The 26057-nt window shown below is 41.8% G+C and carries 24 protein-coding genes, 1 rRNA gene and 1 pseudogene; 19 read left to right on the forward strand and 7 right to left on the reverse strand.

Going from position 1 to position 26057, the window contains the following annotated elements; all coding sequences use genetic code 11:
• Positions 1–60: 60 nt before the first annotated feature.
• Complete coding sequence (locus CJ483_RS01110) at positions 61–483, forward strand: DUF2935 domain-containing protein (protein ID WP_120031154.1); 423 nt, start codon at positions 61–63, stop codon at positions 481–483.
• Positions 484–527: 44 nt separating this feature from the next.
• Here the strand turns inward: CJ483_RS01110 and CJ483_RS01115 are convergent, their stop codons facing one another.
• Positions 528–1007, reverse strand: coding sequence for a hypothetical protein (locus tag CJ483_RS01115; RefSeq protein ID WP_120031156.1), 480 nt, complete (start codon positions 1005–1007; stop codon positions 528–530).
• 202 nt (positions 1008–1209) lie between these two features.
• On the opposite strand from CJ483_RS01115, the gene CJ483_RS01120 reads away from it, so the two are divergent.
• The 4 genes and pseudogenes from CJ483_RS01120 to tatC all read left to right on the forward strand — a co-directional run bounded on the left by CJ483_RS01120 (position 1210) and on the right by tatC (position 4698).
• Positions 1210–1980 carry a gluconate 2-dehydrogenase subunit 3 family protein gene (locus CJ483_RS01120; protein WP_182916922.1) on the forward strand — a complete coding sequence of 257 codons (771 nt, stop codon included), beginning with the start codon at positions 1210–1212 and terminating at the stop codon, positions 1978–1980.
• 14 nt (positions 1981–1994) lie between these two features.
• Positions 1995–3706, forward strand: a pseudogene (locus CJ483_RS01125) (GMC family oxidoreductase).
• 14 nt (positions 3707–3720) lie between these two features.
• Positions 3721–3918, forward strand: coding sequence for a twin-arginine translocase TatA/TatE family subunit (tatA, locus tag CJ483_RS01130; protein WP_120031160.1), 198 nt, complete (start codon positions 3721–3723; stop codon positions 3916–3918).
• A 15-nt stretch (positions 3919–3933) separates the two neighbouring features.
• Positions 3934–4698, forward strand: a complete 765-nt coding sequence (tatC, locus tag CJ483_RS01135; RefSeq protein ID WP_120031162.1) for a twin-arginine translocase subunit TatC — start codon at positions 3934–3936, stop codon at positions 4696–4698.
• Positions 4699–4740: 42 nt separating this feature from the next.
• Here the strand turns inward: tatC and CJ483_RS01140 are convergent, their stop codons facing one another.
• The 3 genes from CJ483_RS01140 to CJ483_RS01145 all read right to left on the reverse strand — a co-directional run bounded on the left by CJ483_RS01140 (position 4741) and on the right by CJ483_RS01145 (position 7503).
• Positions 4741–6366 (reverse strand): ABC-F family ATP-binding cassette domain-containing protein, encoded by a 1626-nt coding sequence (locus tag CJ483_RS01140; protein WP_120031164.1) that lies wholly within the window; start codon positions 6364–6366, stop codon positions 4741–4743.
• 308 nt (positions 6367–6674) lie between these two features.
• Complete coding sequence (locus CJ483_RS24280; RefSeq protein ID WP_182916923.1) at positions 6675–6851, reverse strand: hypothetical protein; 177 nt, start codon at positions 6849–6851, stop codon at positions 6675–6677.
• Positions 6852–7083: 232 nt separating this feature from the next.
• The gene (locus CJ483_RS01145) at positions 7084–7503 is read right to left on the reverse strand and encodes a pyridoxamine 5'-phosphate oxidase family protein (RefSeq protein WP_120037727.1); all 420 of its coding nucleotides are present in this window, start codon (positions 7501–7503) and stop codon (positions 7084–7086) included.
• 181 nt (positions 7504–7684) lie between these two features.
• Between CJ483_RS01145 and CJ483_RS01150 the strand changes: the two genes are divergently transcribed.
• The 7 genes from CJ483_RS01150 (at position 7685) to CJ483_RS01180 (ending at position 13339) form a co-directional block, all read left to right on the forward strand.
• Positions 7685–8392, forward strand: coding sequence for a phosphoadenylyl-sulfate reductase (locus tag CJ483_RS01150; RefSeq protein ID WP_120031166.1), 708 nt, complete (start codon positions 7685–7687; stop codon positions 8390–8392).
• Between the two features lie 60 nt (positions 8393–8452).
• On the forward strand, positions 8453–9598 hold the full coding sequence (gene sat, locus CJ483_RS01155; RefSeq protein ID WP_120031168.1) for a sulfate adenylyltransferase: 1146 nt from the start codon (positions 8453–8455) through the stop codon (positions 9596–9598).
• A 14-nt stretch (positions 9599–9612) separates the two neighbouring features.
• Positions 9613–10212, forward strand: coding sequence for an adenylyl-sulfate kinase (cysC, locus tag CJ483_RS01160; protein ID WP_120031170.1), 600 nt, complete (start codon positions 9613–9615; stop codon positions 10210–10212).
• A gap of 64 nt (positions 10213–10276) precedes the next feature.
• The gene (cobA, locus tag CJ483_RS01165) at positions 10277–11056 is read left to right on the forward strand and encodes a uroporphyrinogen-III C-methyltransferase (RefSeq protein WP_120031172.1); all 780 of its coding nucleotides are present in this window, start codon (positions 10277–10279) and stop codon (positions 11054–11056) included.
• The gene (locus CJ483_RS01170; protein ID WP_120031174.1) at positions 11053–11814 is read left to right on the forward strand and encodes a sirohydrochlorin chelatase; all 762 of its coding nucleotides are present in this window, start codon (positions 11053–11055) and stop codon (positions 11812–11814) included. Before cobA ends, CJ483_RS01170 begins: the two co-directional genes overlap by 4 nt.
• Positions 11795–12418 (forward strand): NAD(P)-binding protein, encoded by a 624-nt coding sequence (locus CJ483_RS01175; RefSeq protein ID WP_120031176.1) that lies wholly within the window; start codon positions 11795–11797, stop codon positions 12416–12418. The genes CJ483_RS01170 and CJ483_RS01175 overlap by 20 nt, the downstream gene beginning before the upstream one ends.
• A 15-nt stretch (positions 12419–12433) precedes the next feature.
• Complete coding sequence (locus tag CJ483_RS01180) at positions 12434–13339, forward strand: sulfite exporter TauE/SafE family protein (protein WP_120031178.1); 906 nt, start codon at positions 12434–12436, stop codon at positions 13337–13339.
• A 381-nt stretch (positions 13340–13720) separates the two neighbouring features.
• Here CJ483_RS01180 and CJ483_RS01185 read toward each other — a convergent pair.
• Positions 13721–14871 (reverse strand): IS3 family transposase gene (locus CJ483_RS01185; RefSeq protein WP_120031181.1). Its coding sequence is split into 2 segments (ribosomal slippage): positions 13721–14598 and positions 14598–14871, totalling 1152 coding nucleotides; the frame shifts between segments, so codons are not numbered across the junction.
• A gap of 397 nt (positions 14872–15268) precedes the next feature.
• Between CJ483_RS01185 and CJ483_RS01190 the strand changes: the two genes are divergently transcribed.
• The 6 genes from CJ483_RS01190 (at position 15269) to CJ483_RS01210 (ending at position 22455) form a co-directional block, all read left to right on the forward strand.
• A complete protein-coding gene (locus tag CJ483_RS01190; protein ID WP_259455764.1) occupies positions 15269–16093 on the forward strand; it encodes an STAS domain-containing protein in 825 nt (274 codons plus the stop codon).
• A 298-nt stretch (positions 16094–16391) separates the two neighbouring features.
• Positions 16392–17267 (forward strand): YhgE/Pip domain-containing protein, encoded by an 876-nt coding sequence (locus CJ483_RS24820; RefSeq protein WP_259455527.1) that lies wholly within the window; start codon positions 16392–16394, stop codon positions 17265–17267.
• A 53-nt stretch (positions 17268–17320) separates the two neighbouring features.
• Positions 17321–19066 carry a YhgE/Pip domain-containing protein gene (locus CJ483_RS01195; RefSeq protein ID WP_259455528.1) on the forward strand — a complete coding sequence of 582 codons (1746 nt, stop codon included), beginning with the start codon at positions 17321–17323 and terminating at the stop codon, positions 19064–19066.
• Positions 19067–19178: 112 nt separating this feature from the next.
• On the forward strand, positions 19179–19616 hold the full coding sequence (locus CJ483_RS01200; protein ID WP_120031183.1) for a peptidylprolyl isomerase: 438 nt from the start codon (positions 19179–19181) through the stop codon (positions 19614–19616).
• 335 nt (positions 19617–19951) lie between these two features.
• Positions 19952–21826, forward strand: a complete 1875-nt coding sequence (gene asnB / locus CJ483_RS01205; RefSeq protein WP_120031185.1) for an asparagine synthase (glutamine-hydrolyzing) — start codon at positions 19952–19954, stop codon at positions 21824–21826.
• Between the two features lie 248 nt (positions 21827–22074).
• A complete protein-coding gene (locus CJ483_RS01210) occupies positions 22075–22455 on the forward strand; it encodes a hypothetical protein (RefSeq protein WP_182916924.1) in 381 nt (126 codons plus the stop codon).
• A 63-nt stretch (positions 22456–22518) separates the two neighbouring features.
• Here CJ483_RS01210 and CJ483_RS01215 read toward each other — a convergent pair whose 3' ends face one another.
• Together CJ483_RS01215 and CJ483_RS01220 are read right to left on the reverse strand one after the other, a co-directional pair.
• Complete coding sequence (locus CJ483_RS01215) at positions 22519–22884, reverse strand: hypothetical protein (RefSeq protein WP_120031187.1); 366 nt, start codon at positions 22882–22884, stop codon at positions 22519–22521.
• 167 nt (positions 22885–23051) lie between these two features.
• Complete coding sequence (locus tag CJ483_RS01220) at positions 23052–23771, reverse strand: class I SAM-dependent methyltransferase (RefSeq protein ID WP_259455529.1); 720 nt, start codon at positions 23769–23771, stop codon at positions 23052–23054.
• A 545-nt stretch (positions 23772–24316) separates the two neighbouring features.
• Between CJ483_RS01220 and CJ483_RS01225 the strand changes: the two genes are divergently transcribed.
• Positions 24317–25870, forward strand: a 16S ribosomal RNA gene (locus tag CJ483_RS01225).
• The last annotated feature ends 187 nt before the right edge of the window (positions 25871–26057 follow it).

Genomic DNA, 26057 nt, shown 5'->3' on the forward strand with positions numbered 1-26057 from the left:
AACATAATGCTTGTCTTTCCCTCATATGCTGTTATGAGAGAAATAACAGGGGGGAAAAGAATGCAATTTTACTACGGACCGCAAATGCCGCTCCGAATCTTAGATGAAGCTGAGTTTTGGAAGCATCAGGAAGAAGAGCATACAGTTGTTATTAGAGAAATCCTGCCTAACCTTGAAAAAAAGTATGTGGACGCATTAAAGGAATGGGAAAATGCTCTGGCGACTACACACCAAAAGGTTGTTCAATTTATTGAAGCGGTGTCCCGCTCTGGAAATTATATCCCTGCTGCTCTTCACCAGGAAGTGATGATGCTCACTGAATTTTGTTTAAAGCAAAGCCTAGACTTTATTGCGCTTTGCCAGCAGATTAAAGAGAATAGCAAAGCGGTTCAGGATAATCCTGTCGCTGTAACCGTGTTAAATCATATTATTCGTGAGTCAGAGTATTTCATTGGCATTGCCAGAGCTTTATTATCAGCATAGAAACTAAAAAACAGCCTGCGATTTATACAATCGCAGGCTGTTTTTTAGTAAAATTCTTTATATACTTTCCCATGTTTTAAGGCATCATAAATCGCTTTGCCGTCACTTGGATTTTCTTCTCCATAATCAATCGGAATAACCGAGAAAAAAATAAGATACAGGGAGAAATAGACGAACTGATAAAAAAATAGGTGCTTTGGCAAGTACCCCAGATGAATGAGGCCATTAATCGGTATGATAGATAATGCGTTGAAGAGTGGTCCGCCTGCATAAATTAGTGCATGCTTCCAACGCTTCTCCTTTTTTAATTTCCCGTAATAACAGGCCGCATCGACAAAGTAAAACTTCCGCACTTCTACTCTTTTTAATGAAAAAATCACCTTCCCTCTCCCGACTGTCAATTTTGCAGAGCTGCCAAACAGCCAGGCGAAAAATACATGCCCGCCTGTATGAATAATCAACGTAAGCGGGAGTGTAATGAAAAACGCCCAAGCGAAGGTGATCATATCGTGAAATGTAAACATACACCCTCCTTTGTGAAAAACTCTCGTTGTCTTCTAGTCGTTTACCTCTAATAACTAACCATAAACCACAAATTTTTTCATATATTTCATACTTTTTCCTATTTATGTGTTCATTATCTGTTTATTCATTAAAAAATTTGGAAATCATGGGACATTAAGGCGATAGCATGTTCTTATTTGCATAATTGAAAGGAAGATGAAAATGGCAGATAAAGATGAACAAATGACCATGACGAGAAGACGGTTTATTAGAAATTCAGGACTGATCGCAGGAGGAGCCGCAATTGGCGGAGGCTTGATTGGAGCGTTGATCGGTGCAAATGTAGATCAGCAGGAGAAGACAGAGAATGAACATCAAGCTGGCCATAATCAATCGGGCAATGAACAGCAGAATAGCAATCGAGCGCTTATTTATTTTACCGATCGAGAAGACTTTCAAGTATTGAGTGCGGCGACCGAGAGAATCTTCCCAGAGGATAAAAATGGCCCGGGAGCTATTGGGTTAGGGGTGCCTTACTATATCGACCATCAACTCGCAGGAAATTATGGGAACAACACGAGGGAATATATGCAGGGGCCTTTTTTTCCAGGAACAGAAACGCAAGGTTACCAGTCTCCGTTAAAGCGCAATCAAATATTTAACGAAGGAATCCGTATGATGAAAGAATTGAGTCAAACCAACTACAAAAAAAAGTTTGACGAATTGGATGGGGAACAACAAGATGCCATTCTTTCACAATTTGAACAAGGAAAAGTGAAATTAAAAGGAACGGATTCGGCTACTTTCTTCAGCCTTCTTCGGTCAGCTGTCCTTGAAGGAGCTTATTCGGACCCAGTATACGGAGGCAATGCCAATATGGAAGGCTGGAAAATGAAAAACTTTCCTGGCCACCAGGCAAGCTATCTTTCACAGATTGAAGCAAAAGAATTTAAGAAAATCAAGCCGCAGAGCTTGCACGCATTTCACCAATAAAAGGGGGATTCTCAATGGCAAAGAAATTGCCTAAAGTAGACGTAGTAACCATTGGCGTTGGCTGGACAGGAGGCATTGTTGCTGCTGAGCTTGCCAAACAGGGACTCAAGGTAGTAGGACTGGAACGAGGAGCTTCGCGCTCGACAAAAGATTTCTTAATGATTCATGATGAATATCGTTATGCTATCCGCTATGAACTTATGCAGGATACTTCAAAAGAAACGATTACTTTCCGAAATGCCCCGAAGGAACGCGCACTTCCTATGCGACAGCTCGGTTCTTTTTTAATCGGGGAAGGACTTGGGGGAGCTGGGGTCCACTGGAATGGACAAAATTTCCGGTTTTTGCCTTATGATTTTGAGATCCGAACATTGACTGAGAAAAAATACGGCAAGAATAAAATCGGAGCGGATTATCTCATACAGGACTGGGGCATTACCTATGATCAGCTGGAGCCTTATTTTGATAAATTTGAAAAAACAATCGGTGTAAGTGGAGAAAAAAATCCGCTTGGCGGTCAACGGTCCAACGCTTACCCAACTCCGCCTATGAAAGAAACTGTGATTACCAAACGATTTAAAGAAGCTTCTAAAAGGTTGGGGCTTCATCCTTATCATATGCCGTCAGCTAATTTGAGCGAGCCTTATAAAAACCCTGATGGCGAACAGATAAACGCTTGCCAATATTGCGGATTTTGTGAACGATTTGGCTGTGAATATGGAGCAAAAACAAGCCCGAATGTAACGGTTATCCCTACAGCAGAAAAGACCGGCAATTTTGAGCTTCGCACCCAGTCAAACGTAACTCGGATCTTACATGACGGCAAAAAAGCAACAGGGGTCCGTTACGTAGATGTATTAACAGGAGAAGAGTTTGAGCAGCCGGCTGAGATGATAGCTGTAACAAGTTATGTGATGAACAATGCAAAGCTGCTGCTGACTTCCAAGCTAGGCAAACCATACGATCCGAACACCGGAACGGGTGTCATTGGCAAGAACTATTGTTATCAAATACTGCCAGGATCTGTCGGTTTTTTTGAAAAGGAGCGATTTAATACATTTATGGGGCAGGAGCACTCGGAGCAACCATTGATGATTATAACGGAGATAACTTTGACCACTCTGATCTGAACTTTATTCATGGAGGGAGTGTCTCTATTACCCAGACAGGTTTGCGCCCGATTCAGAATAATCCTGTTCCGCCAGATACACCAACATGGGGGAAAGAGTTCAAGGAAAAGTCGATTCACTATTATAATCGCGTGTTAAATATCGGTGCTCAAGGAGCCTCAATGCCATTTCGCCGCAATTACATGGATCTTGATCCGACCTATAAAGATGCCTATGGTGAACCGCTTTTAAGGTTAACTTATGATTTCACCGAACAGGATAAAAATTTATTTAAGTTTGTCGGAGAGAGAAGCAGCGAGATCATGAAAGAAATGGGGGCTGATCATGTTATTACGGTGAAGTCTGCTGAAAAGTATAATATTGTCCCTTATCAAACGACCCATAATACCGGAGGGGTCATTATGGGGGCTGATCCGGCTACATCAGCAGTGAACACCTATTTGCAAATGTGGGACGCCGAAAATGTATTTGTTATTGGTTCTTCTGCTTTTCCGCATAACAGTGGCTACAATCCTACCGGAACAGTGGGAGCTTTAGCCTATCGTGCAGCAGAAGGAATGATGAAATATAGCAAACAAGGCGGCAGTCTTGTATAAAAGGAGAGAAAACGATGGGTATTGCTAATATCGGTATACCGGGGCTGATTATTATCTTAGTTATCACACTTATTATTTTCGGCCCTAAGAAATTGCCAGAAATCGGTTCTGCTTTTGGACAGACGCTATCAGAGTTTAAACGCGGAGCCAATAAATTAATGGAAGAAGATAATGAGAAAAGCAAGAAGGATGATCAAATCCCAAAAGCATAACAGGAGGGGAAGAGGATGGGAGAACTGAAAACCTCTGAAAAAGCTTCTCTGACTGTATCAGAACAAGAGCAAACACTGGTCGAGCATTTAACCGATTTAAGGAAGGTTGTTTTAAACTCTGTCGGTTGTGTACTGTTTGTCTTCGCTGGCCTGCTGTTAGTCATGCATAGGATCATTCCTTTTTTGTCTCATGAACATGAATTAATTATGCTTGGGCCGTTGGAAGTGATTAGGCTTTATGCTGGAATCGGCTTAATCTTGGCATTGGGCTTATCAGCCCCTTTTATTGCTTTCCAATTCTGGATTTTTTCGCGTCCGGCTCTAACAAAGCAGGAGAGCAAAATGGCTCTATTGTTTCTTCCAGCGGTTTTAGGGAGCTTCGTGGCAGGTATTGCATTTGGCTTTTATGTTATATTCCCAACGGTGTATCGCTTTCTAATGGGACTTGGAGCAAAAAACTTTGAAATGATGGTGACCGCTAAAGAGTACTTTCACTTTTTGACTATGACAACTGTACCGATGGGCATCTTATTTGAAGTGCCGCTTTTGCTCATGTTTTTAACGGCAGTTCAGTTGGTTACACCATTAAAGTTAAAAAAGGCGAGAAAGTATGCGATACTTCTTTTGGCTGTGCTGTCTGCTTTGATTACACCGCCTGATTTTCTTTCTCAGCTCATCGTTCTCATTCCACTTATTTTGCTCTACGAGGCAGGGATTCTATTATCAAGCTTCACAGAGAAATGGGTGAATAATAAAAAAGTTAGAGTACCTATTGAATAACAAAAAGCCGGAAGCGGGGAGCTTCCGGCTTTTTGTTTGAAATTAAGAAACTTGATACATTTCCTTTACTTGCTTTTGCAAGTCTGTATTTTCTAAGTACTCGTCATAAGTCATTTGCTTGTCGATCAAGCCGCTCGGTGTGAGATCCATCACTCGGTTAGCGATCGTCTGAATAAACTGATGGTCATGAGAGGCAAAGATCATTGATCCTTTAAAGCTTGTTAATCCATTGTTTAGAGCAGTGATGGATTCAAGATCTAAATGGTTGGTCGGCTCGTCAAGAAGCAGCACGTTAGCGCCAGACAACATCATTTTCGACAGCATGCAGCGGACTTTTTCTCCACCTGACAATACGCTGGCTTTTTTCAATGCTTCTTCTCCGGAGAAGAGCATGCGGCCTAAGAATCCGCGTAAGAAGCTTTCGCTTTCATCTTCAGGTGAAAACTGACGAAGCCATTCAACAAGTGTTAAATTAGATTCATCGAAGTACTTGCTGTTGTCCTTCGGAAAATACGACTGGCTCGTTGTTACTCCCCATTTATATGTTCCGCTGTCCGGCTCCATTTCGCCAGCTAAAATTTTAAATAAGGTCGTTTTCGCTAATTCATTTGTACCGACAAGGGCAATTTTATCATCTTTATTCATAATAAAACTGATATTATCAAGCACTTTTACACCGTCGATTGTTTTTGTTAAACCTTCGACACGCAACAAGTCATTACCAATTTCACGTTCCGGCTTAAAATGAACGTACGGATATTTACGGGAGGAAGGCTGGATATCATCAAGTGTAATCTTATCAAGCAATTTTTTCCGGGAAGTGGCCTGTTTAGATTTTGATGCATTGGCGCTAAAACGGGCAATAAATGCCTGAAGTTCTTTGATCTTTTCTTCTTTCTTTTTATTCGCATCCTGGGCCATTTTTGCAGCCAGTTGGCTGGACTCATACCAGAAGTCGTAGTTTCCGACATAAAGTTGGATTTTACCGAAATCCAAGTCAGCAATATGTGTACATACTTTATTTAAGAAGTGCCGGTCATGTGAAACAACGATAACTGTGTTTTCAAAGTTAATTAAGAATTCTTCCAACCATTGAATTGCCTGAATATCCAAGTGGTTGGTCGGTTCGTCAAGAAGCAGGACATCCGGTTTGCCAAAGAGGGCTTGTGCAAGCAATACCTTCACTTTTTCAGATCCGGTTAATTCAGCCATTTTTTTCGTATGAAGGTCTTCTGGAACGCCGAGCCCTTTTAATAGGATAGCTGCTTCAGACTCCGCTTCCCACCCATTTAGTTCAGCGAATTCTCCTTCGAGTTCGGCCGCTTTCATCCCGTCTTCATCTGTAAAATCGGCTTTCATGTAAATGGCATCCTTCTCTTGCATCACTTCATATAAGCGGGCATGGCCCATAATGACCGTTTTTAAGACTTCCTCTTCCTCATATTCGAAGTGGTTCTGTTTCAGCACAGCCATACGTGCGCCAGGAGTCATGGAAACATGTCCAGTTTGGGACTCAAGGTCACCGGATAAAACTTTTAGGAAAGTGGATTTGCCGGCTCCATTTGCACCGATTAACCCGTAGCAATTCCCCGGGGTAAATTTAATGTTAATGTCTTCAAATAACTTCTTATCGCCGAAGCGTAAGCTGACATCCTGTACAGTAATCAATAGTATTCTTCCTCCATTTATTCATAATCGTATCGATTATACCATCTTATAGAGGGAAAAGGGAGAGTCCTTCTCAACGGGAGAATGCAAACAAAAAAAAGAACCTGCAGAGTTGTTCTTCTGTCTGGTTCTTAGGATTGAGAAATAATAGGGCAGTGCTTTAAATGTTTAATGTGAGTCAGCTCTACCTGGTGTGGAGGGGAAAGTCGCATAATGTCACAATATCCAGCCGGATCAATCCGTAAAATCTGATATCTTTTCTCCTCATATAAAATGATATCCTGTTCTTTCACGCGGATAACCTCTCTTTATTTATAAGTAAATTCTTGGCCAAACTCGCTGCCAAGAAAAGGGTCCTGAAAGCGAAAAGCCAAGTGGTTTCCAACACCATGACAATGCTTGCATATTTTGCTGACGAGGAATCCTCTGACAAGAGGAACTCTACCTAGACCATTGCATTCTGTACAAACTCGTCTGTGAGTCATCAAATTCCTCCTTTCAAAGATGGTAAATAAACAGACTTTTCTGTAGTATACCCATTTGCTTATCTACCTAATCTAATCAAGGCGGATTTTTAGGCGGAAAACGCAGACAAATCTTTTCCTGGGTTGAATGAGGGAAGGGAGGAGGGTAGTTTTCCCTATGAGGCAGGCAATGAACTGTTCATTGCTTTTCAACAAGCTGAAGCACCTTCTCGCATGGAAGGTGCCGATATTGTTACAATTCTAATACTTGAGGAGTATCTTTTCCTTTATTCATGTAACGAATCGTATTTGGAGTAATGGCAAGGACAATGTATTCAGGATCGTCTGGCCCGTTAAACCATTGAGAAATCTCTTCGTTCCAAAGTCGCTTTTTAGTTTCGGCTGAATCATCTATCTTAGCGGTGCCTTCAATTTCAAGAAATGCATCGCCCATTCCTTCTCCGGAATAACCGATCAAAATGTGAACATTTGGATTTTGTTCAATCTCTTCAACTTTATATGTGTCTTTCCCTGTCGGGGTATAAAGGGTCAAATCATCATTATAAAATGTCATGTAACGAGTGTGAGGTTTGTTGTTTTTTACTGTGGCAAGCGTACCAGTTTGATTTTCTTTCAATACATCAAGAATTTCTTTTTTTAGCTGTTCCATCATTCCATCTCCTTTTGCAATGCTTTCTTCTTTTACTATTCCTTCGTCTGACAAAAATAAACATCGCCTCGTTGACATTCATGAGAAAAAGTAAATTTCTTAAAAATAAGGTTTGACTTTAGAAAATTTTCTGATAAGATTATCTATATTCATAAAATCCTATCTGTAAAGTAGGTGTTTAAAAGTGATTAAATATGAACAGTGGAACGAAACAGAATTGCCGCTGTTTCCAGCAGAAAGTGCAACAAAAGGAGCGCTTGAAACCCTTCAATGGGCATATGAGCAGTATGGGGAAAAGCTTGTATATGCGTGCAGCTTCGGAATTGAAGGCATTGTCCTTATTGACTTAATTTCAAAAGTAAAACCGGATGCCGAAATTGTCTTTTTAGATACCGGCTATCATTTTAAAGAAACTTATGAGGTCATCGATGAGGTAAAGAAAAATTATCCCGCTCTTCGCATTCATCTTCAGCAGCCTGAATTGACGATTGAAGAACAAGCTGCCCAGTATGGGGCGGACCTCTGGAGTTCAAACCCTAACCAATGCTGTAATATCCGGAAGATCGCTCCGCTTTCTAAGGCGCTGGCACCTTCTATTGCCTGGATTTCAGGGCTGAGAAGAGAACAGTCGGAAACGAGAAAACATACGAATTTCTTAAATCAAGACCACAAATTTAAAAAGATAAAAGTATGTCCTTTAATTCATTGGACATGGAAAGATGTCTGGCGGTATGTAACAAAACATGAGCTTGCTTATAACCGGCTTCATGATCAGGGATATCCAAGCATTGGATGTGAGACTTGCACAAAACCAGCGTATTCCTTGGAGGATATGCGTGCCGGACGATGGTCAGGTACTGGAAAAACAGAATGTGGCTTGCATACAAGCTAATTTTTTTACTCTTAATTCATAGTATTTTTATAAGTTTAATTAATTTGGGAGGTATACGCAATGACTCAAAGCGTGCCGCATGGCGGAAAGTTAGTTCAATTATTTCATCCTGATTTAGACATTTCCAACATTTATAAAGAGATTGAATTAGATCAAACAGCTCTGAGTGATTTGGAGTTGATTGGTACAGGAGCATATAGCCCGTTAATCGGGTTTTTGACAAAAAAAGATTATGATTCTGTTGTTTCTAGCCTTCGTCTAGCAGACGGAACGGTTTGGAGCTTGCCGATTACTCTTCCTGTCACAGAGGAAACGGCTGCTTCTCTTCAGGAAGAAGAGACTGTACTGCTTGTTCATAACGGCGTTCCATATGGAGTGCTGACCATTGAAGAGATTTTCCGGCCGGATCAGCAGCATGAGGCTCAAGAAGTATACAAGACAACTGATACAGCTCATCCAGGAGTGAAAAAACTGTTGGAACGGGGATCTGTATATATTGGTGGGCCCATTACGTTAATTCGCCGGATTGAACGAAAACAGTTTAGCGAATTTTATTTTGATCCTGTTGAAACGAGAGCGATTTTTAAAGAAAAAGGCTGGGAACGCATCGTTGGCTTTCAAACGAGAAATCCTGTCCACCGTGCCCATGAATACATTCAGAAAACTGCGCTTGAAATCGTTGATGGTCTTTTATTAAATCCGCTTGTCGGGGAAACGAAATCGGATGACATTCCGGCGGATGTACGAATGGAAAGCTATCAGGTTTTATTGAAGGATTATTATCCGCAAGATCGGGTAAAACTTGCTGTTTTCCCCGCTGCTATGCGCTATGCCGGCCCAAGAGAAGCTGTCTTTCATGCCCTCGTGCGCAAAAACTACGGCTGCACCCACTTCATCGTCGGTCGCGATCATGCCGGAGTCGGCGATTACTATGGAACGTATGATGCACAAAAGATTTTCAGCCAATTTTCAGCCGAGGAAATCGGAATTACGCTGCTCTTTTTTGAACACAGCTTTTACTGCAAAAAGTGTGAAAGCATGGCCTCAGCCAAAACATGTCCGCATGATAAAGAACATCATGTGATCTTATCTGGTACAAAGGTGCGGGAAATGCTGCGTGCCGGCGAAGTGCCGCCATCCACATTTAGCCGAAAAGAAGTCATCGAAGTGTTAATCCGTGGACTGCGTGAGAAAGAAACTGTTTAACAGGAGGAGTATAAATGAGCACAAATATTGTTTGGCACGAGCAGGCATTAACCAAACATGATCAGAGAATGAGAAATAAACATCACAGTGCCGTCTTCTGGTTTACCGGTCTTTCCGGTTCAGGAAAGTCTACGGTTGCCAACGCGGCAGCCAAAAGACTGCACGAGCTTGGTGTGAATACGTATGTACTTGATGGAGATAACATCCGTCATGGATTAAATAAAGATTTAGGATTTTCTGATGAAGACCGTAAAGAGAATATCCGTCGCATTGGTGAAGTAGCCAAATTGTTTGTTGACAGCGGCCAAATCGTATTTACAGCATTTATCTCTCCTTTTCAGGAAGATCGGGAAACCGTTCGCCGTCTGCTTGGTACGGATGAGTTTATCGAAGTATACGTCAGCTGCCCGTTGGAAGAGTGTGAGGCACGTGATCCAAAAGGACTTTACCAAAAGGCTCGCAATGGACAGATTCCGGAGTTTACAGGCATCTCTTCTCCATATGAAGCACCCGACATGCCGGAGCTGGTTCTGGAGACAAACCGCTATTCAGTCGATGAATGTGTGGATCAGTTAGTTAGCTTTATTAAAGGAAAACGTTGGATTGAAAGATGAATAGATAAAAGCAGCAGACCGGCTTCCTGCTGCGCTCTAAAGAATTAAAGCGGAGGTGGCCATTATGGCAAAAGTGTGGTTAGTAGGAGCAGGGCCCGGTGATCCAGACTTAATTACAGTGAAAGGCTTAAAGGCCATTAAAGAAGCAGAAGTGATTCTTTACGACCGGCTAATCAGCCCGGAACTTCTGGAGTATGCAAAGCCTGATGCTGAATTAATTTTTTGTGGGAAGCTTCCGGACCACCATCATTTACAGCAAGAAACGATCAACTATTTGCTCGTCAAACACGCCAAGAGCGGCAAAAACGTCGTAAGGCTAAAAGGCGGCGACCCATTTGTTTTTGGCCGTGGCGGCGAAGAAGCAGCCTTTCTTACCGAGCAGGGTGTACTGTTTGAAGTGATCCCTGGGATTACCTCAGGAATTGCCGCTCCTGCTTATGCGGGCATTCCTGTTACTCATAGGGAGCATAGCGCTTCTTTTGCCATTGTAACTGGTCATCGACGCGAAGGGGAAAAAGAGGAACTGAAATGGTCTGCGCTTGCCAATGGGATTGACACACTCGCGATTTACATGGGGGTAAAGAACCTGCCTTATATACAGGAAAAGTTAATTTCACATGGTAAGTCGCCACAAACACCAGCCGCTTTAATCCATTGGGGTACCACGAAAGAGCAGAGAACAGTGACAGGAACACTTGAAACAATTGCTGATATAGCAAGAGCTGAGGGAATGACTAATCCCAGCATGATTGTCATCGGAGAGGTTGTGCGTCTTCGTGAGAGATTACAGTGGTTCAGTGAGTGGGAAACGGACGCTGTAATGACAGCAGGTGCCAGCCAATGAAAGCTGTTCTTTACGTTTGTCACGGCAGCCGAGTGAGAAAAGGCCGAGAGGAAGCGTTGGCTTTTATTGAACGGACAAAGCCGTTTATAGATGTTCCTATTCAGGAGGCATGTTTTCTTGAGCTGGCGGAACCAACGATTGAGCAAGGGATTGCCCACTGTGTAGCTCAGGGAGCAACCGAAATTATTGTTTTTCCGTTTCTGCTGCTTGCTGCGGGCCATGCCAAGAAAGACATCCCGTTAGAACTGGAAAAAGTAAAATTCAGCTTTCCTTCAGTAACCTTTCATTATGCTCAGCCACTTGGTGTACATGAAGCAATGGTTGACATTTTGGTGGAAAGAATGAAAGAAACCGGACATCCAATTTTGCCTAATGCCTCTATATTGATTGTTGGCCGAGGAAGCAGTGATCCGCAAACGACAGCGGATTTTGCTGCAATCCGCGACCTGTTTCGCTATAAAACCAAGTTAATGGATGTGAATATTGGATATTTAGCCGCCGCTGCTCCTTCGTTTCAGGAAGAATTAATCCGGCTTAATGAACAGAAGCCTACTCAACTATGGGTCCTTCCTTATCTATTATTTACAGGCATTTTATCCAAAACATTAGAAAAAGAAATTCGCTCTTTAAACTCGAAGAGCTTCGTTATATTAACAAGGTGCCTTGGCTACCATCCATTTATTAGTCAAATTATAAAAGATCGTATTCAAGAAGCAGATCCAACAGGAGGGTATGCCTATGTTTCCCATCATGGTTGATTTAGCGGATGAAAAAATTGTTGTTGTTGGCGGCGGGGAAGTAGCCCTGCATAAAATAAAGAATTTATTGCGTTTTGGCCTTCATGTGCATGTGGTCAGCCCGTCTATTCATCCAGAGATAGAAAAATTGGCTGAGGAGGGATTGGTGACGACCCTGCAAAAACTGGCGGAAGAGGAAGATTACGATGATGCCTTTCTAGTAATTGCGGTGACGAATTCCAAAGAAGTGAATGATAGAGTAGCCAGAAAAGCAAAAGCGGCTGGCAAGCTTGTCGTTCATGCCGAACAGCCCGATCTTGGCAACAGCACGATTCCTGCTTCTCTGCAGCGGGGGCGCCTCGTCCTTAGTGTGTCCACGGGAGGAGCCAGCCCAACTCTCGCTAAGCAGATCAGAAATCAGCTTGAAGAAACATATGATGAATCGTATGAAGACTATCTCGATTTTTTATATGAAGTTAGGCAAATTGTGAAGAAAGTAGAGCCAGACCGCAAAGTGCGCCGCCATTTGCTGAAAATAGCGGCTGATCCTATTTTTTATAAAGATATTAAAAGAAGAGAAACGTTTTTACATGAAATCCGGCCATTTGCTCATGTAAGGCACTGATTTGGGGGGAGAAATATGGAACGATTTGTCATACTAGCGCTTGTTGGTCTCGCTGCTCAGCTTGTAGATGGGTCGCTCGGAATGGGGTACGGCCTTACATCTACCACACTTTTAATGACTGCGGGTATCGCGCCAGCAATAGCCTCTGCTTCTGTTCATATGGCAGAAGTTGTGACGACTGCAGCTTCAGGAGTCTCACATATGCGGTTTGGAAACGTTGATAAACAGATGGCAAAGCGTCTCATTATCCCCGGATCGATTGGCGCATTTTCAGGAGCGACATTTTTAAGTCATTTAACAGGCGATTATGTCCGGCTATATGTGTCCATCTTTTTATTTGCATTGGGGTTATACATTCTGGCACGCTTCTTGTTTTTAAAAGATGCGCGTAAACAAGAGCATAAACAACTGACGAATAAATTTTATTTGCCTCTTGGCTTTGTGGCTGGCTTCTTCGATGCGAGCGGAGGAGGCGGGTGGGGGCCGATTGCCACACCAGCTTTGCTTTCGCGAAAAGGAATAGAAGCCAGAAAAGTCATTGGAACTGTCAGTGTCAGTGAATTTGCAGTAGCCGCTTCTGCCACGATCGGATTCATGATTTCGCTTGGCCCCAGCAAAGTCAATTGGCTTTGGGCAGGAGCGATCATGCTAGGTGGGGTGGTTGCAGCACCGATTGCTGCCTGGATCGTAAAAAGTCTTCCGACAAAAATATTGGCCGTCATTGTAAGTGGCATGTTGATATTTACAAACGTGCGGTCCATACTTAGCTATACGACCATCGATCCTACGATTCATCATGTAATTTATGCGGCCATTGTTCTTGTATGGATATATATAGTATTTTATGTAGCCCAAAAAGAACGCAAGCTGAAGGGCGAAACGCTTCAGCTTCCTTTGGAGAAATCTAGAGAAACCTCTTAATAAACGTTTAGGAGATTTTTGGGGAACGATCCCTTCTATAATAGCAGAGAGGGGATCTTTTTTATTTATTCATCTTCGTCTTGCTGTGTTGTTGTCATGTTATCCAGCCTCACTTATCCAATTTTAGTCGGCAAAATAAAGGGCCAACATGTAAAATTTGACGGCAAAATGATTCGTGAAATGCTTGTGGTGTAAGATCGGATAGACAAGGTAGCATTAAGGAAGAGGGAATTATCACAACTGGCCTCCTATATTGTTCAGATTTTTGAGTAGGAGGAATCGGTATGTACTCTTACTTTTCATCATTTGGTCATTAACATAAAAACCTCCGCAAGGAACGTGGGACTGACCCCTATTTTTGAGACAGGGATCAAAACACCTTTAAGCAGCCAGCTGCCGATACTTGACCGGTGGCTGGTTGTTTAGTTTCGCTTGAATACGGATATGGTTATAATAGTGAATATAGCTTTCGACAGTTTGCTCTACGATAGCCGTCGTAGTGCTTGTCAACTCGTCGAGATAGAACGTTTCAGACTTTAGCGAGGAATGAAACGATTCGATGGAGGCATTATCAGAGGGTGTCCCTTTCCGGGACATACTCATGGTAATGCCTTTTTCTTTGACTGCCTGCTGATAAGCATAAGATGTGTACACAGATCCCTGATCGCTGTGCAGAATGCATCCCTCTGGGAGGGGTGGCAGCTGGGCCAGCGTATGTAGCACAAAATCTGTATTCTGGCAGCTTCCTAAAGAATAGGCAATGATTTCGCCGTTAAATAAATCCTGAATACTTGAAAGATACAGCTGTTTCTGGCCAAAAGGCAAGTATGTAATATCTGTGACGAGCTTTTGAAGAGGCTGATTTGCCTGGAAATCTCCTTTTAACAGGTTATCGGAAATATGACAGGGCTGTCCTGTTCGTTTGCGTTTCTTCACTTTTACCCGGCACTGCCAGCCATACTTCTGCATTACACGCTGTACCGCTTTATGGTTAATCGACATCTCTCGTTTTAATAAGGCCGTGATTTTACGATAACCATATCGAAACTTAAGGTCCCGGCACAACGTGCCGATTTTTCGTTCAACGATCTGCCTGGCTGTTTCTTTCCGGCTCCTGCTCTTCCAGCGATAATAAGTGGATCTAGCAATGCCGAGATGCCGGCATATTTCCCTGACGGGCATGCTGGTTTGGAGTTCTTTTACTAATTCTACAGCTGTTTCTGGGACCACTTCCTCTCCAATTCTTTGTACTTTTTTAGTACTTCAATCTGCTGTTTCAAATACCGATTTTCTTCCTTCAGTTTCTCTGTTTCACTTTCATACTCAGCCCCTTTTCCGAAGGAATACTGCTTGCCCACTGGCTGTTCAAATCGATGAAACTCGCCTGCTTTGTACCATTTCATCCATGTTTTAAGCTGTGTCTTATTTCGAATGTTTAATTCCTTTAAGACTTCTTTGACCGGCACCCCAGCTAATCTCATTTTTACAGCCTTCATTTTTACTTCCGCTGGATAACTGACTCTTGTCCCCATAGAAAAACACCTCCAAGTTATTTTCGAGTATCCCATACTCGTTTTCAACTTAAAGGTGTTTTTTATTTGTCTCACTTTATGGGGTCAGTCCAACGTTAACTTGCGGAGGTTTTTATGTTAAATTGGAACGAGGAGGACAAATTACTCTAATTGGAGCGAACTTCCATTGCTTAGAATGAAAGGAAGGCGCTAAATACCTATTGGACAAATAATATAGCATAGAAAAATTTCTTCTTACGAAATGATAAGTGAAAGATTGATGCTTTAGGGGAAAAATCAAATTTTAATATAAAAAGCTATTTATTAACAAATATCAACAAGAAGTGATTCCGATTTATAGCACTATCGTTAGTATAAATGAGTATTAGTCAATGGATGAGGAGAAAGGGTGGAAGGAATGACGATGAATTCCCTTGTGAATTTTTCTAAATATATCAGTAGCCATGTAGAAGCTTTATCTCATGAAGTAGTCGAGGCTGTTATTAATAGAATGCAATTAGAAATCCCTTCTTGGGAAAGAGAGCAAGCAATCAACATGTATATTGAGCTTTTAAAGTTTTTTAGTGAATCCCTCTTTTGTGAAGAGAACGATTCAGTACCGGATGCATTAATTGAATGGAGCAAAAAAAACGCAGCCATGCAGGTCTCCGCTGGTCAAGGTATCCTGGAAATAGTTGTGCGTTATCCGGCGACTAGAGATGTTTTTAATGACTTATTGACGCGGATCAGCATCGAGCTTGAGCTCTCTGTAAAAGACAATGCTTTTATTATTAAACGAATCAACAATATGTTAGATATCAGTTTAAACGAAACGTTTTTCGCTTTTGAACGTCTCTCCGAACAATTTAGAGAAGAAACACAAAAAGAGCTAGCTGAATTATCAGCGCCTATTGTTCCTGTGAAGGAAGGAATTGTGGTTCTTCCTCTAATTGGAGACATTGATGATTACCGGGCAAGTTACATAATGGATAATGTGATCCCGAAAATAGCTGACTTAGAGGTAGAACATGTTATCTTCGACTTTTCAGGGATTTTAACGATTGATGCACAAGTGGCAGAGTATTTCCGGAGAATAGAAGAAACTCTACGTTTAATGGGCTTGCATGTTATTACGACGGGACTGCGTCCTAAATTAGCCCAAACGGTCGTTCATTCAGGGATGGATCTGTACAGGGTTGAAGCGTTTGCGACTGTTAAACAAGCACTGGAGAGCATTAAATAATCCCTCTCTTCTGGGAATAACCTCTAAACATAAAAAAGCTAACAGACCGAGATCTGTTAGCTTTTTTATGTTTAGAGCGCAGTTTGAATGCAAGCAAAGAAACATGTGAATCTAGGTCCTTTTCGAACTGCCAACCGTTGATGAGTGAACAAGACAGCTCCAAAAAATTTCTCTTTTGTCCAACTTCTTAAACAAATGATCCGTTCCCAAAGAGTCAAAAAGACTGAAGGATAAATTTAATATTTATAACCAAAATAAATAAGAATAAAACAATTGATAAAAGCCGGGTGAGTAAAAAGTGAAAAAGGTTTTTCAAATTTATCAAATGGATTGGAAAAGAATTTTCAGTGTTCCCACTGGGATTTTGCTCACCATAGCTATTATGATTTTGCCTTCTGTTTATGCTTGGGTGAATATAAAAGCGATGTGGGATCCTTATAAAGATACATCTGGGATAAAAATAGCCGTGACCAGTCTTGATAAGGGAGGAGAAGTGAGAGGTAGAGAACTAAATATAGGAGAAGAGTTAATCGATAACTTAAAGAAGAACAAAAAATTAGGATGGACATTTGTCAATCAGGAAGAAGCTGAACGGGGCGTTAAGCATGGCGAGTACTATGCCAGCTTATTGATTCCCGCAGACTTCTCCGAAAAAATGATTAGCGTTTTATCGGAAAATCCTAAACGGGCAGAGATTGTTTATAAGGTAAATGAAAAGCTGAATGCCGTTGCCCCGAAAATTACTGAAAAAGGAGCGACTGGTGTGGTCGGGCAGGTGAGTGAACACTTTACTAACGCCGTTGACCAAGCTATTTTAACAGAATTTAACAAAGCGGGTATTGAGCTTGAAAGAGAGCTGCCGACCATCAGGAATATAGAAAGTAAAATTTTTGCTTTGGAAAAGCAATTGCCTGCCATTAGAGAAATGGGGGACAGGGTACGGGAATTGGACAAGAAAATGCCGGAAATAAGAGAAAAAAGCCAAAAAGTCGTAGAGCTAGAGAAACAACTACCTAAAATCAAACAATTAGGAAGCAGTATATTAAGAATAGAAGAACGTCTTCCTAAATTACGAGAAGTCGGTAATGAAATTTTACTTATTCAAAAAAGCTCCCTGTTATTCAGAAGGCCGCTGAAAAGACAGCAGAAATTGATCGCAACTTTTATAAAATAGAAGAAGCTGTAGCGAAGGGGATCACGGATGCTCAAAAAGCTAACCAAATCATCATGGCTGCTCGACAGGAGCTTCCTGAAATAGCAAAAGTAGCAGAGAGAGGAAGTGGGTTTGCCAATCAGCTAAACGAATTTTTACAGAAAAACGCTGAAGCTTTCCAAGCTATTGTTCCGGTCATCAGGCAAAATGTCTCTCTTTTACAGCAAACGGCAGATTCTGCCGTGCAGCTCACGGAATCTATTCAGACAGAGAGTGATGATCCTCAACGGGCCCTTAGCTCTGTCGAATTGCTGAAAACACGTGTACAAACAGGAGAAGCGGTAGTTGGCCGGACAATCAATCTGCTCGCCAAGATGAATCAATACACTGAAGGGAACCAGCTAGGTGGCCTAATCAGTCGTTTAACGGATGTGAGACAAAACTTTCAACAGCAAGAGGACGTTTTAACTCAAATAGAGGCAGCTATGAGAAATGGTCGCGAGCCGTCAACAGAACTAGCGGGGCAATTAAACAGGCTGGCTTCATCAGCCAGCAGTACATTAGGCTCCGTTTTAAACGCCTATGATAGTGAAACTGTACCAACGATTACTCAATCACTAACTGCATTAATTGAAAAAGCCAGAATATCGAACGAAGTAGTGCAAACAGCAAAAGCAAAGCTGCCTGATATTCAGCAGATTCTGAATGACGCACAGGCAGGTGTACAATTTGGATTTGAAGAATTGACAAGAGTCCAAGCAGAGCTGCCTCGAATCCGCACAGACATTCATCAGACTGCATCTGCCATAGCAGGAAAAATGAAACAATTTACGGCTACAGTCAATGAAGCGGCGCGTTTTGTGAAAAATGATTTACCATCTGTGGAGCAAAGGATTCACAAAGCTGCCGACTTTGTGCGAAATGATCTACCGGCGGCAGAACGAGAAGTGCGAAAGGTCTCTCATTTCATTCAAACAAGGCTTCCGGAAATGGAGAAAGCAGTCCATCAAGCAGCAAACCTTATTGAAGCAGATTTACCAGAAGTAGAACGGTCTGTTCGTGATGCAGCTAACAGAATAAGAAAATTCCAAAAGGATCAGGATTTAGGAGAAATCATTAGGCTGCTGAAAAATGATGTTAAAAAAGAAAGTGAATTTTTGACCAAACCGATTGAATTAAAGGAAGAAAAAGTGTTTCCTATCCCGAACTATGGGTCAGCCATGTCTCCGTTTTACACAACGTTATCTTTGTGGGTAGGAGCGATGCTGTTGATTTCTTTGTTTCGGACAGATGTCGAGGACTCGGAAAATATGTACCAGAGCCATCATATTTACTTTGGTCGGCTGCTTACATTTTTAACTATCGGTGTTTTTCAAGGATTTATTGTCAGCATGGGAGATATATTTCTACTTCATGCTTATGTAGTGGAAAAGTTCTGGTTCGTCCTTTTTTCCATCTTAACGAGCATCGTATTCGTTACAATTACTTATACGCTTGTGTCTGTTTTTGGAAACATCGGGAAAGGACTGGCCATTATCTTTCTTGTTTTACAGTTTTCCAGCTCAGGTGGAACTTTTCCTATTAGCCAAACCCCAGAGGTTTTCCAAAAAATTAACCCGTTTGTTCCATTTACTTACGCAGTCAGCTTGTTACGAGAAGCGGTTGGCGGCATTGTACCGGATATTGTGAGAACCGATTTGCTTGCGCTGCTTTTCTTCTTAGTGCTTACCATTGTATTTGCATTGTTATTGAAGAAGCCACTAAGCGGTATCACGAGCAAGCTTGCAGCGAATGCAAAGAAGACAAAGATTCTTTCTTGACACGAAGGAAAGGCTTGGATGCTTACTTTATTTTTCAAGTCTTTCTGTTTTTCTCCAGTCCTTCTGGTATGATAAAATTTGAAAGCACTTTGAGTGAAAAGGAGAGATTGTTATGGCGAAAACAGGAAAGATTGTTATGGAAAATGGAGAAACCATCGAATTTGAGCTATACCCGAATGAAGCGCCGAACACGGTGGCTAACTTTGAAAAGCTGGCGAATGAAGGATTTTACAATGGGGTTGTATTCCACCGTGTTATCCCAGGATTCGTTAGTCAGGGAGGAGATCCGACAGGTACAGGAAGAGGCGGTGCCGGTTACACGATTAAATGTGAAACAGAAGGCAACCCGCATAAGCATGAAGCGGGCAGTCTATCTATGGCTCATGCAGGGAAAGACACTGGCAGCAGTCAGTTTTTTATTGTCCACCAGCCACAGCCCCATCTAGATGGCGTACATACGGTCTTTGGTAAAGTAACATCCGGCTTGGAAACCGCACGCTCTATGAAAAATGGCGACGTAATGAAGGAAGTTACTGTTTCTGAGGAATAAGATTTTTATTTGAAATGTAGTCATAAAGAAAACACCGTCCGGTTAAATGGACGGTGTTTTCTAGCTATAAGTATCAGTTGGAAAGGAGTGACTTTGGATAGCTATTAGGATTAAAGTTGTTTTATTCTCGTATTTGTTCCCCGCATAAATCGCTACATCAATTACTTACAGTATAGGCCCTCTCTAAAAAATTCCCTTTATATAAATGAAGAATCCAAAATTATCAATACGCTACCCGCGTTATAGGCTGCGTACGCTTTGCCATTTTTTACTAAAGTTGTTATCGTGGGAAAGAATCATCACAAATTCAATTTGCAAATAGGAAGGTGTTATAAATGTGTGGATTTGTTGGCTGTATGTACGACAAACCCCAAGACATGAACCATAAATTAGGAAATGGCTTTAGAAAAATGAACGATATTATTACTCATAGAGGGCCTAACGACGAGGGGTTCTATTTTGATGAGTATGTTAATTTTGGATTTAGGCGGTTAAGCATTATTGATATCGAAAATGGTCAGCAGCCCCTCTCTTATGAAGACGAACGATATTGGATTATATTCAATGGTGAAATTTATAACTACATCGAAATTCGGCAAGAGATGGAAGAGAAAGGTTATAAGTTTTATACTCATTCGGACACAGAGGTCATCTTGGCCCTTTACAGTGAGATCAACGAACAAGCGGTGAAGAGATTAAGAGGAATGTTTGCTTTTGTCATCTGGGATAAGGAGGAACAAATATTATTTGGAGCAAGAGACTATTTTGGAATTAAACCGTTTTTTTATTCGGAGCAAGAAGGTTTATGTGTGTTCGCTTCTGAAAAGAAGAGTATTTTATTAGCGGCAGAAAACCGTCCTTCTTTTGATATAGATCGTAATTCTTTACACCACTATCTTAGTTTTCAGTATGTTCCTGAGCCTGAAACAATGACGACTTTAATTAAAAAATTATCTCCAGGTCATTATTTTTTTAAAAAACCAGGACAGGCAATGGATATCCGGTGTTATTGGCAGCCTTATTTTCAACCGCACCAGTCAGTGAAGGATCAACTTGTCACAGAAATTCGTGAAGTCTTGATGGATTCTGTAAAAGTTCATATGCGAAGTGATGTGCCGGTTGGGGCTTTTCTATCCGGGGGGATAGATTCTTCATTTATTGTTTCTCTGGCAAAAGAAGTGAATCCGGATTTAAAAACTTTTTCTGTTGGATTTGAAAGAGATGGATTTAGCGAAATTAATGTAGCTCAAGAAACAGCTGATTCCTTAAATCTAGAGAATATTAGTCATGTCATTTCACCCGATGAATTTTTAGAAGAGCTTCCAAAAATCATTTGGCATATGGACGATCCTTTAGCAGATCCAGCAGCCGTACCGCTTTATTTTGTTGCACGTGAAGCAAGCAAACAAGTAACAGTAGCACTATCGGGTGAAGGGGCCGATGAACTGTTTGGAGGATACAATATTTATCAGGAACCGCAGTCCTTGCGCTTGTTCAAGTACATGCCAGCTTCGGTAAAACATGCATTAGAAACATTGAGTCATTTTCTTCCAGAAGGAGTTAAAGGAAAAAACTTCATTGAACGCGGGGTGACCCCTTTAGAAAAAAGATATATCGGCAATGCCAAAATTTTCGAAGAACAAGAGAAGGAAATGTTACTTACTAACTACAAAGATTCTTTAAGGTACACCAATATTACAAAACCTATATACAGTCAGTCTGCAAGCTACGATGCGGTTACTAAAATGCAGCATCTAGATATTCATACATGGTTAAGAGGAGACATTTTATTAAAAGCGGATAAGATGACTATGGCACATTCTCTGGAGCTAAGAGTGCCTTTCTTGGATAAGGCTGTTTTCAATGTAGCATCCAAAATCAGTGTGGATCAAAAAGTAAAAAATAATACAACGAAATATATTCTGCGAAAGGCAGCGGAAGGCATCGTCCCGAGTCACGTTTTGGGAAGGAGAAAATTAGGATTCCCCGTACCTATTCGCCATTGGCTAAAAAAGGAACTATACGACTGGGCTTGCTTTATCATTCGCTCAAGCCAAGTTGATTACATTTTTGATAAACAGCAGGTTCATTTGTTGTTGGAAGAACATGTCATGAATAAGAAGGACAATAGCAGAAAGCTCTGGACCATTCTTACATTTATGATTTGGCATCAAATTTATATAGAACACCTTTATAATTTGAAGAATTAACTGAGAATCGAGAGACGCTGCTTTCTCATTGAGTTACCCTCTAAAGAGAGAGTAATCTTTTCACTTACATCCTATGTTTGTGGATTTGTGAGCAGATATTCGTTTATTTTTATATAGTCAAAGAAGCGCTCGCTAACGAGAGTACGGCCTTTATAACTGATGCAGCGTTTTTTTAACTAAACAATCGCCTATGCCCCTTCAGCATGTAAGCATATACTATCTTGTGATTACTTGAGGAGGGGTTAAGAATGGAAAGACAAATAGGTCAAGGCGGTTATCCAGGTATGGGAATGGGAAGTTATCCAGGCGGAGGAATGGGTGGTTATCCAGGCGGAGGAATGGGTGGTTATCCAGGCGGAGGAATGGGTGGTTATCCAGGTATGGGAATGGGAAGTTATCCAGGCGGAGGAATGGGTGGTTATCCAAGCGGAGGAATGGGTGGTTATCCAAGCATGGGAATGGGTGGTTATCCAAGCATGGGAATGGGCGGTTATCCAAGCGGAGGAATGGGTGGTTATCCAAGCATGGGAATGGGCGGTTATCCAAGCGGAGGAATGGGTGGTTATCCAGGCATGGGAATGGGCAGTTCCCCAGGCGGAGGAATGGGCGGCTGCCCAGGTATGCGTTAAAGATTTGAACTTTTCATACGTTATAGAAAAAAGAAACCTTGGAGAGCTATTTCCCAAGGTTTTTCAATTCTCTTCAATTGCGCTTGTTTTCGCATACTTTGCAATCATTCTTACAATCAATTGCCCAATTGTATATATAATAGAAATAAGTATCACTGCTCCATTTCGACCAGTAACTGTAAACCAGTAACCGTCGTTAGGAATGAATTTCATCGCGAGGACGAGCGAGACAATAGTCGTAAGTAGATTCACCAAGAGAATGACAGAGATGCGAACATTCTTTGATAAAATACCAACCAAGACTACAAAAAATAAGAAACCAAACAATAAAAGAGAGGCTCCCTTTCCTTTTATATATTGTTCATATTCATAAAAATGAAAGAAAAATGGTACAGGAATTAAACACACAATACCCCATGCTATCTTCATAACGAGCCTCCTTATCGGTTTATTTAAAATTAGAGGGATGTCTCTTTTTGAAATTCCATTTTTTTCAATATAACACATGAAAGGTTTATATGTTTACTCTTTTTGTTGTTTGTCGAAATCAAAAAGGTGTGTATGACAGTCTTTTTTATTTAGATTATAGGAAATAACTATTTTGTACACAAAAACACTCTATGGTCCAGAATTCCGTGGTATTTTGCCATCATATAGAAATGTTGGTTCGATACTGCATGAAGCTGTGGTTCAATATATTTTGAATGATGAAACTCAGGCATTGAATAATTTGGGAAGAAGACGTGTGTTGGTCTATAAATATGGAGGTTTTTAAAGCTGGTTTGTTTAAATAAGGCTAACCATTCTTTCTCTGTAAGAAGGTCATCCAATCCATAAAATCGTTTGATTTCTTCCTCATTGTTTGCTCCCAGGTGTTTGTTAACTGTGAGCTCATTAGCAATAAATCGGCCATCACTTTTCAGTAATCGGAAAATTTCTTTAAGAGATCTAGGCTTGTTTGCAAAAGCAAGAACAGATTCAGAAATAATAACATCAAATGTCTCATCTGGTAACGGGAAATTTTCTATAGATCCTTGAATAATTTCTACGGGGAATCGATGTTTTTTCATTCTTTTTTTAGCTTTCTCTATCATGATGGGATTAATATCCATTCCCATTACCTTGGCTCCATAGCGATCAGCTAGATAGGCAGCTGTTTGGCCAGTGCCACATCCCACATCTAAAACATAAGAGGTATTATTTATTTCTTCAGTTTTGAAGATTTCTTTTGTTAAATGGATACCGCCGGGATGTGCACCACCGACACCAAACTTTGATAAAAAATCTAAGTACATTGAACTTCTAATTAAAATCACCTTCTTCACTCATTTTCATTTATACAAAATATGAAAGAGAAAGTCGGGAAGTTCCTGGTTTGTCTATTGAAACCATTTTGATTGGCATACTTGTCGAACTGTAATGAATTATTGAGTTATATAAAGTGCACGAGTGAAAGAGGGACCTTTTGCTATTTATCCTAGAATTCTGGCTCTTCTATAGTTGTTTTTTAAAAATAATTGTTATGAAGTAATCTGTTGATAGAGAATAGTAGGATAAAATAGTTGTTAATCTTACTTGATAACCTCGCAGTTTTAGTTATTCTTATTTATTATGTATGGGATAATAAATAATTTAGAAAATAAAGCATTAAAATGATGGTTGACTTTATCTTTTATGATATGTTATATTAAATATCCGCTGTTAAGAATAGCAGCGCTGAGAAAAAGCACAAAATAGTTGACTTTTATATTAGAATAATGATATAATGATAGAATTATTATGGATTGATCTTTGAAAACTGAACAAAATACATGCCAGTAAGTTAATTCTTATTTTTAAAACATGAGCAAGTCAAACAATCTTTTTGGAGAGTTTGATCCTGGCTCAGGACGAACGCTGGCGGCGTGCCTAATACATGCAAGTCGAGCGGACTTGACGGAGCTTGCTCTGTTCAAGTTAGCGGCGGACGGGTGAGTAATACGTGGGTAACCTGCCTGTAAGACTGGGATAACTCCGGGAAACCGGGGCTAATACCGGATATTCTTTTTCTTCGCATGAAGAGGAATGGAAAGGCGGCTTTTAGCTGTCACTTACAGATGGACCCGCGGCGCATTAGCTAGTTGGTGAGGTAACGGCTCACCAAGGCGACGATGCGTAGCCGACCTGAGAGGGTGATCGGCCACACTGGGACTGAGACACGGCCCAGACTCCTACGGGAGGCAGCAGTAGGGAATCTTCCGCAATGGACGAAAGTCTGACGGAGCAACGCCGCGTGAGTGAAGAAGGTTTTCGGATCGTAAAGCTCTGTTGTCAGGGAAGAACAAGTACCAAAGTAACTGTTGGTACCTTGACGGTACCTGACCAGAAAGCCACGGCTAACTACGTGCCAGCAGCCGCGGTAATACGTAGGTGGCAAGCGTTGTCCGGAATTATTGGGCGTAAAGCGCGCGCAGGCGGCTTCTTAAGTCTGATGTGAAAGCCCACGGCTCAACCGTGGAGGGTCATTGGAAACTGGGAGGCTTGAGTGCAGAAGAGGAGAGCGGAATTCCACGTGTAGCGGTGAAATGCGTAGAGATGTGGAGGAACACCAGTGGCGAAGGCGGCTCTCTGGTCTGTAACTGACGCTGAGGCGCGAAAGCGTGGGGAGCGAACAGGATTAGATACCCTGGTAGTCCACGCCGTAAACGATGAGTGCTAAGTGTTGGAGGGTTTCCGCCCTTCAGTGCTGCAGCTAACGCATTAAGCACTCCGCCTGGGGAGTACGGCCGCAAGGCTGAAACTCAAAGGAATTGACGGGGGCCCGCACAAGCGGTGGAGCATGTGGTTTAATTCGAAGCAACGCGAAGAACCTTACCAGGTCTTGACATCCCGCTGACCGGTCTGGAGACAGACCTTTCCCTTCGGGGACAGCGGTGACAGGTGGTGCATGGTTGTCGTCAGCTCGTGTCGTGAGATGTTGGGTTAAGTCCCGCAACGAGCGCAACCCTTGATCTTAGTTGCCAGCATTCAGTTGGGCACTCTAAGGTGACTGCCGGTGACAAACCGGAGGAAGGTGGGGATGACGTCAAATCATCATGCCCCTTATGACCTGGGCTACACACGTGCTACAATGGATGGTACAAAGGGCTGCAAGACCGCAAGGTTTAGCCAATCCCATAAAACCATTCTCAGTTCGGATTGCAGGCTGCAACTCGCCTGCATGAAGCCGGAATCGCTAGTAATCGCGGATCAGCATGCCGCGGTGAATACGTTCCCGGGCCTTGTACACACCGCCCGTCACACCACGAGAGTTTGCAACACCCGAAGTCGGTGGGGTAACCCTTACGGGAGCCAGCCGCCTAAGGTGGGGCAGATGATTGGGGTGAAGTCGTAACAAGGTAGCCGTATCGGAAGGTGCGGCTGGATCACCTCCTTTCTAAGGAAATTGTGAACCGTGTCAGGCTTTTAGCCGCACGTAGTAGCAACAGAGAACGCTGTTCTCACAAACGAATTAACGGCATTGTTTTTTGTTCAGTTTTGAAGGATGAATTCCTTCTCTATAGGTAAGCAACTTTGTTCTTTGAAAACTGGATAATATCGTATAAAAGTAACCAAGCAATAAC

Source organism: Bacillus sp. PK3_68, assembly GCF_003600835.1.
GTDB lineage: Bacteria > Bacillota > Bacilli > Bacillales > Domibacillaceae > Pseudobacillus.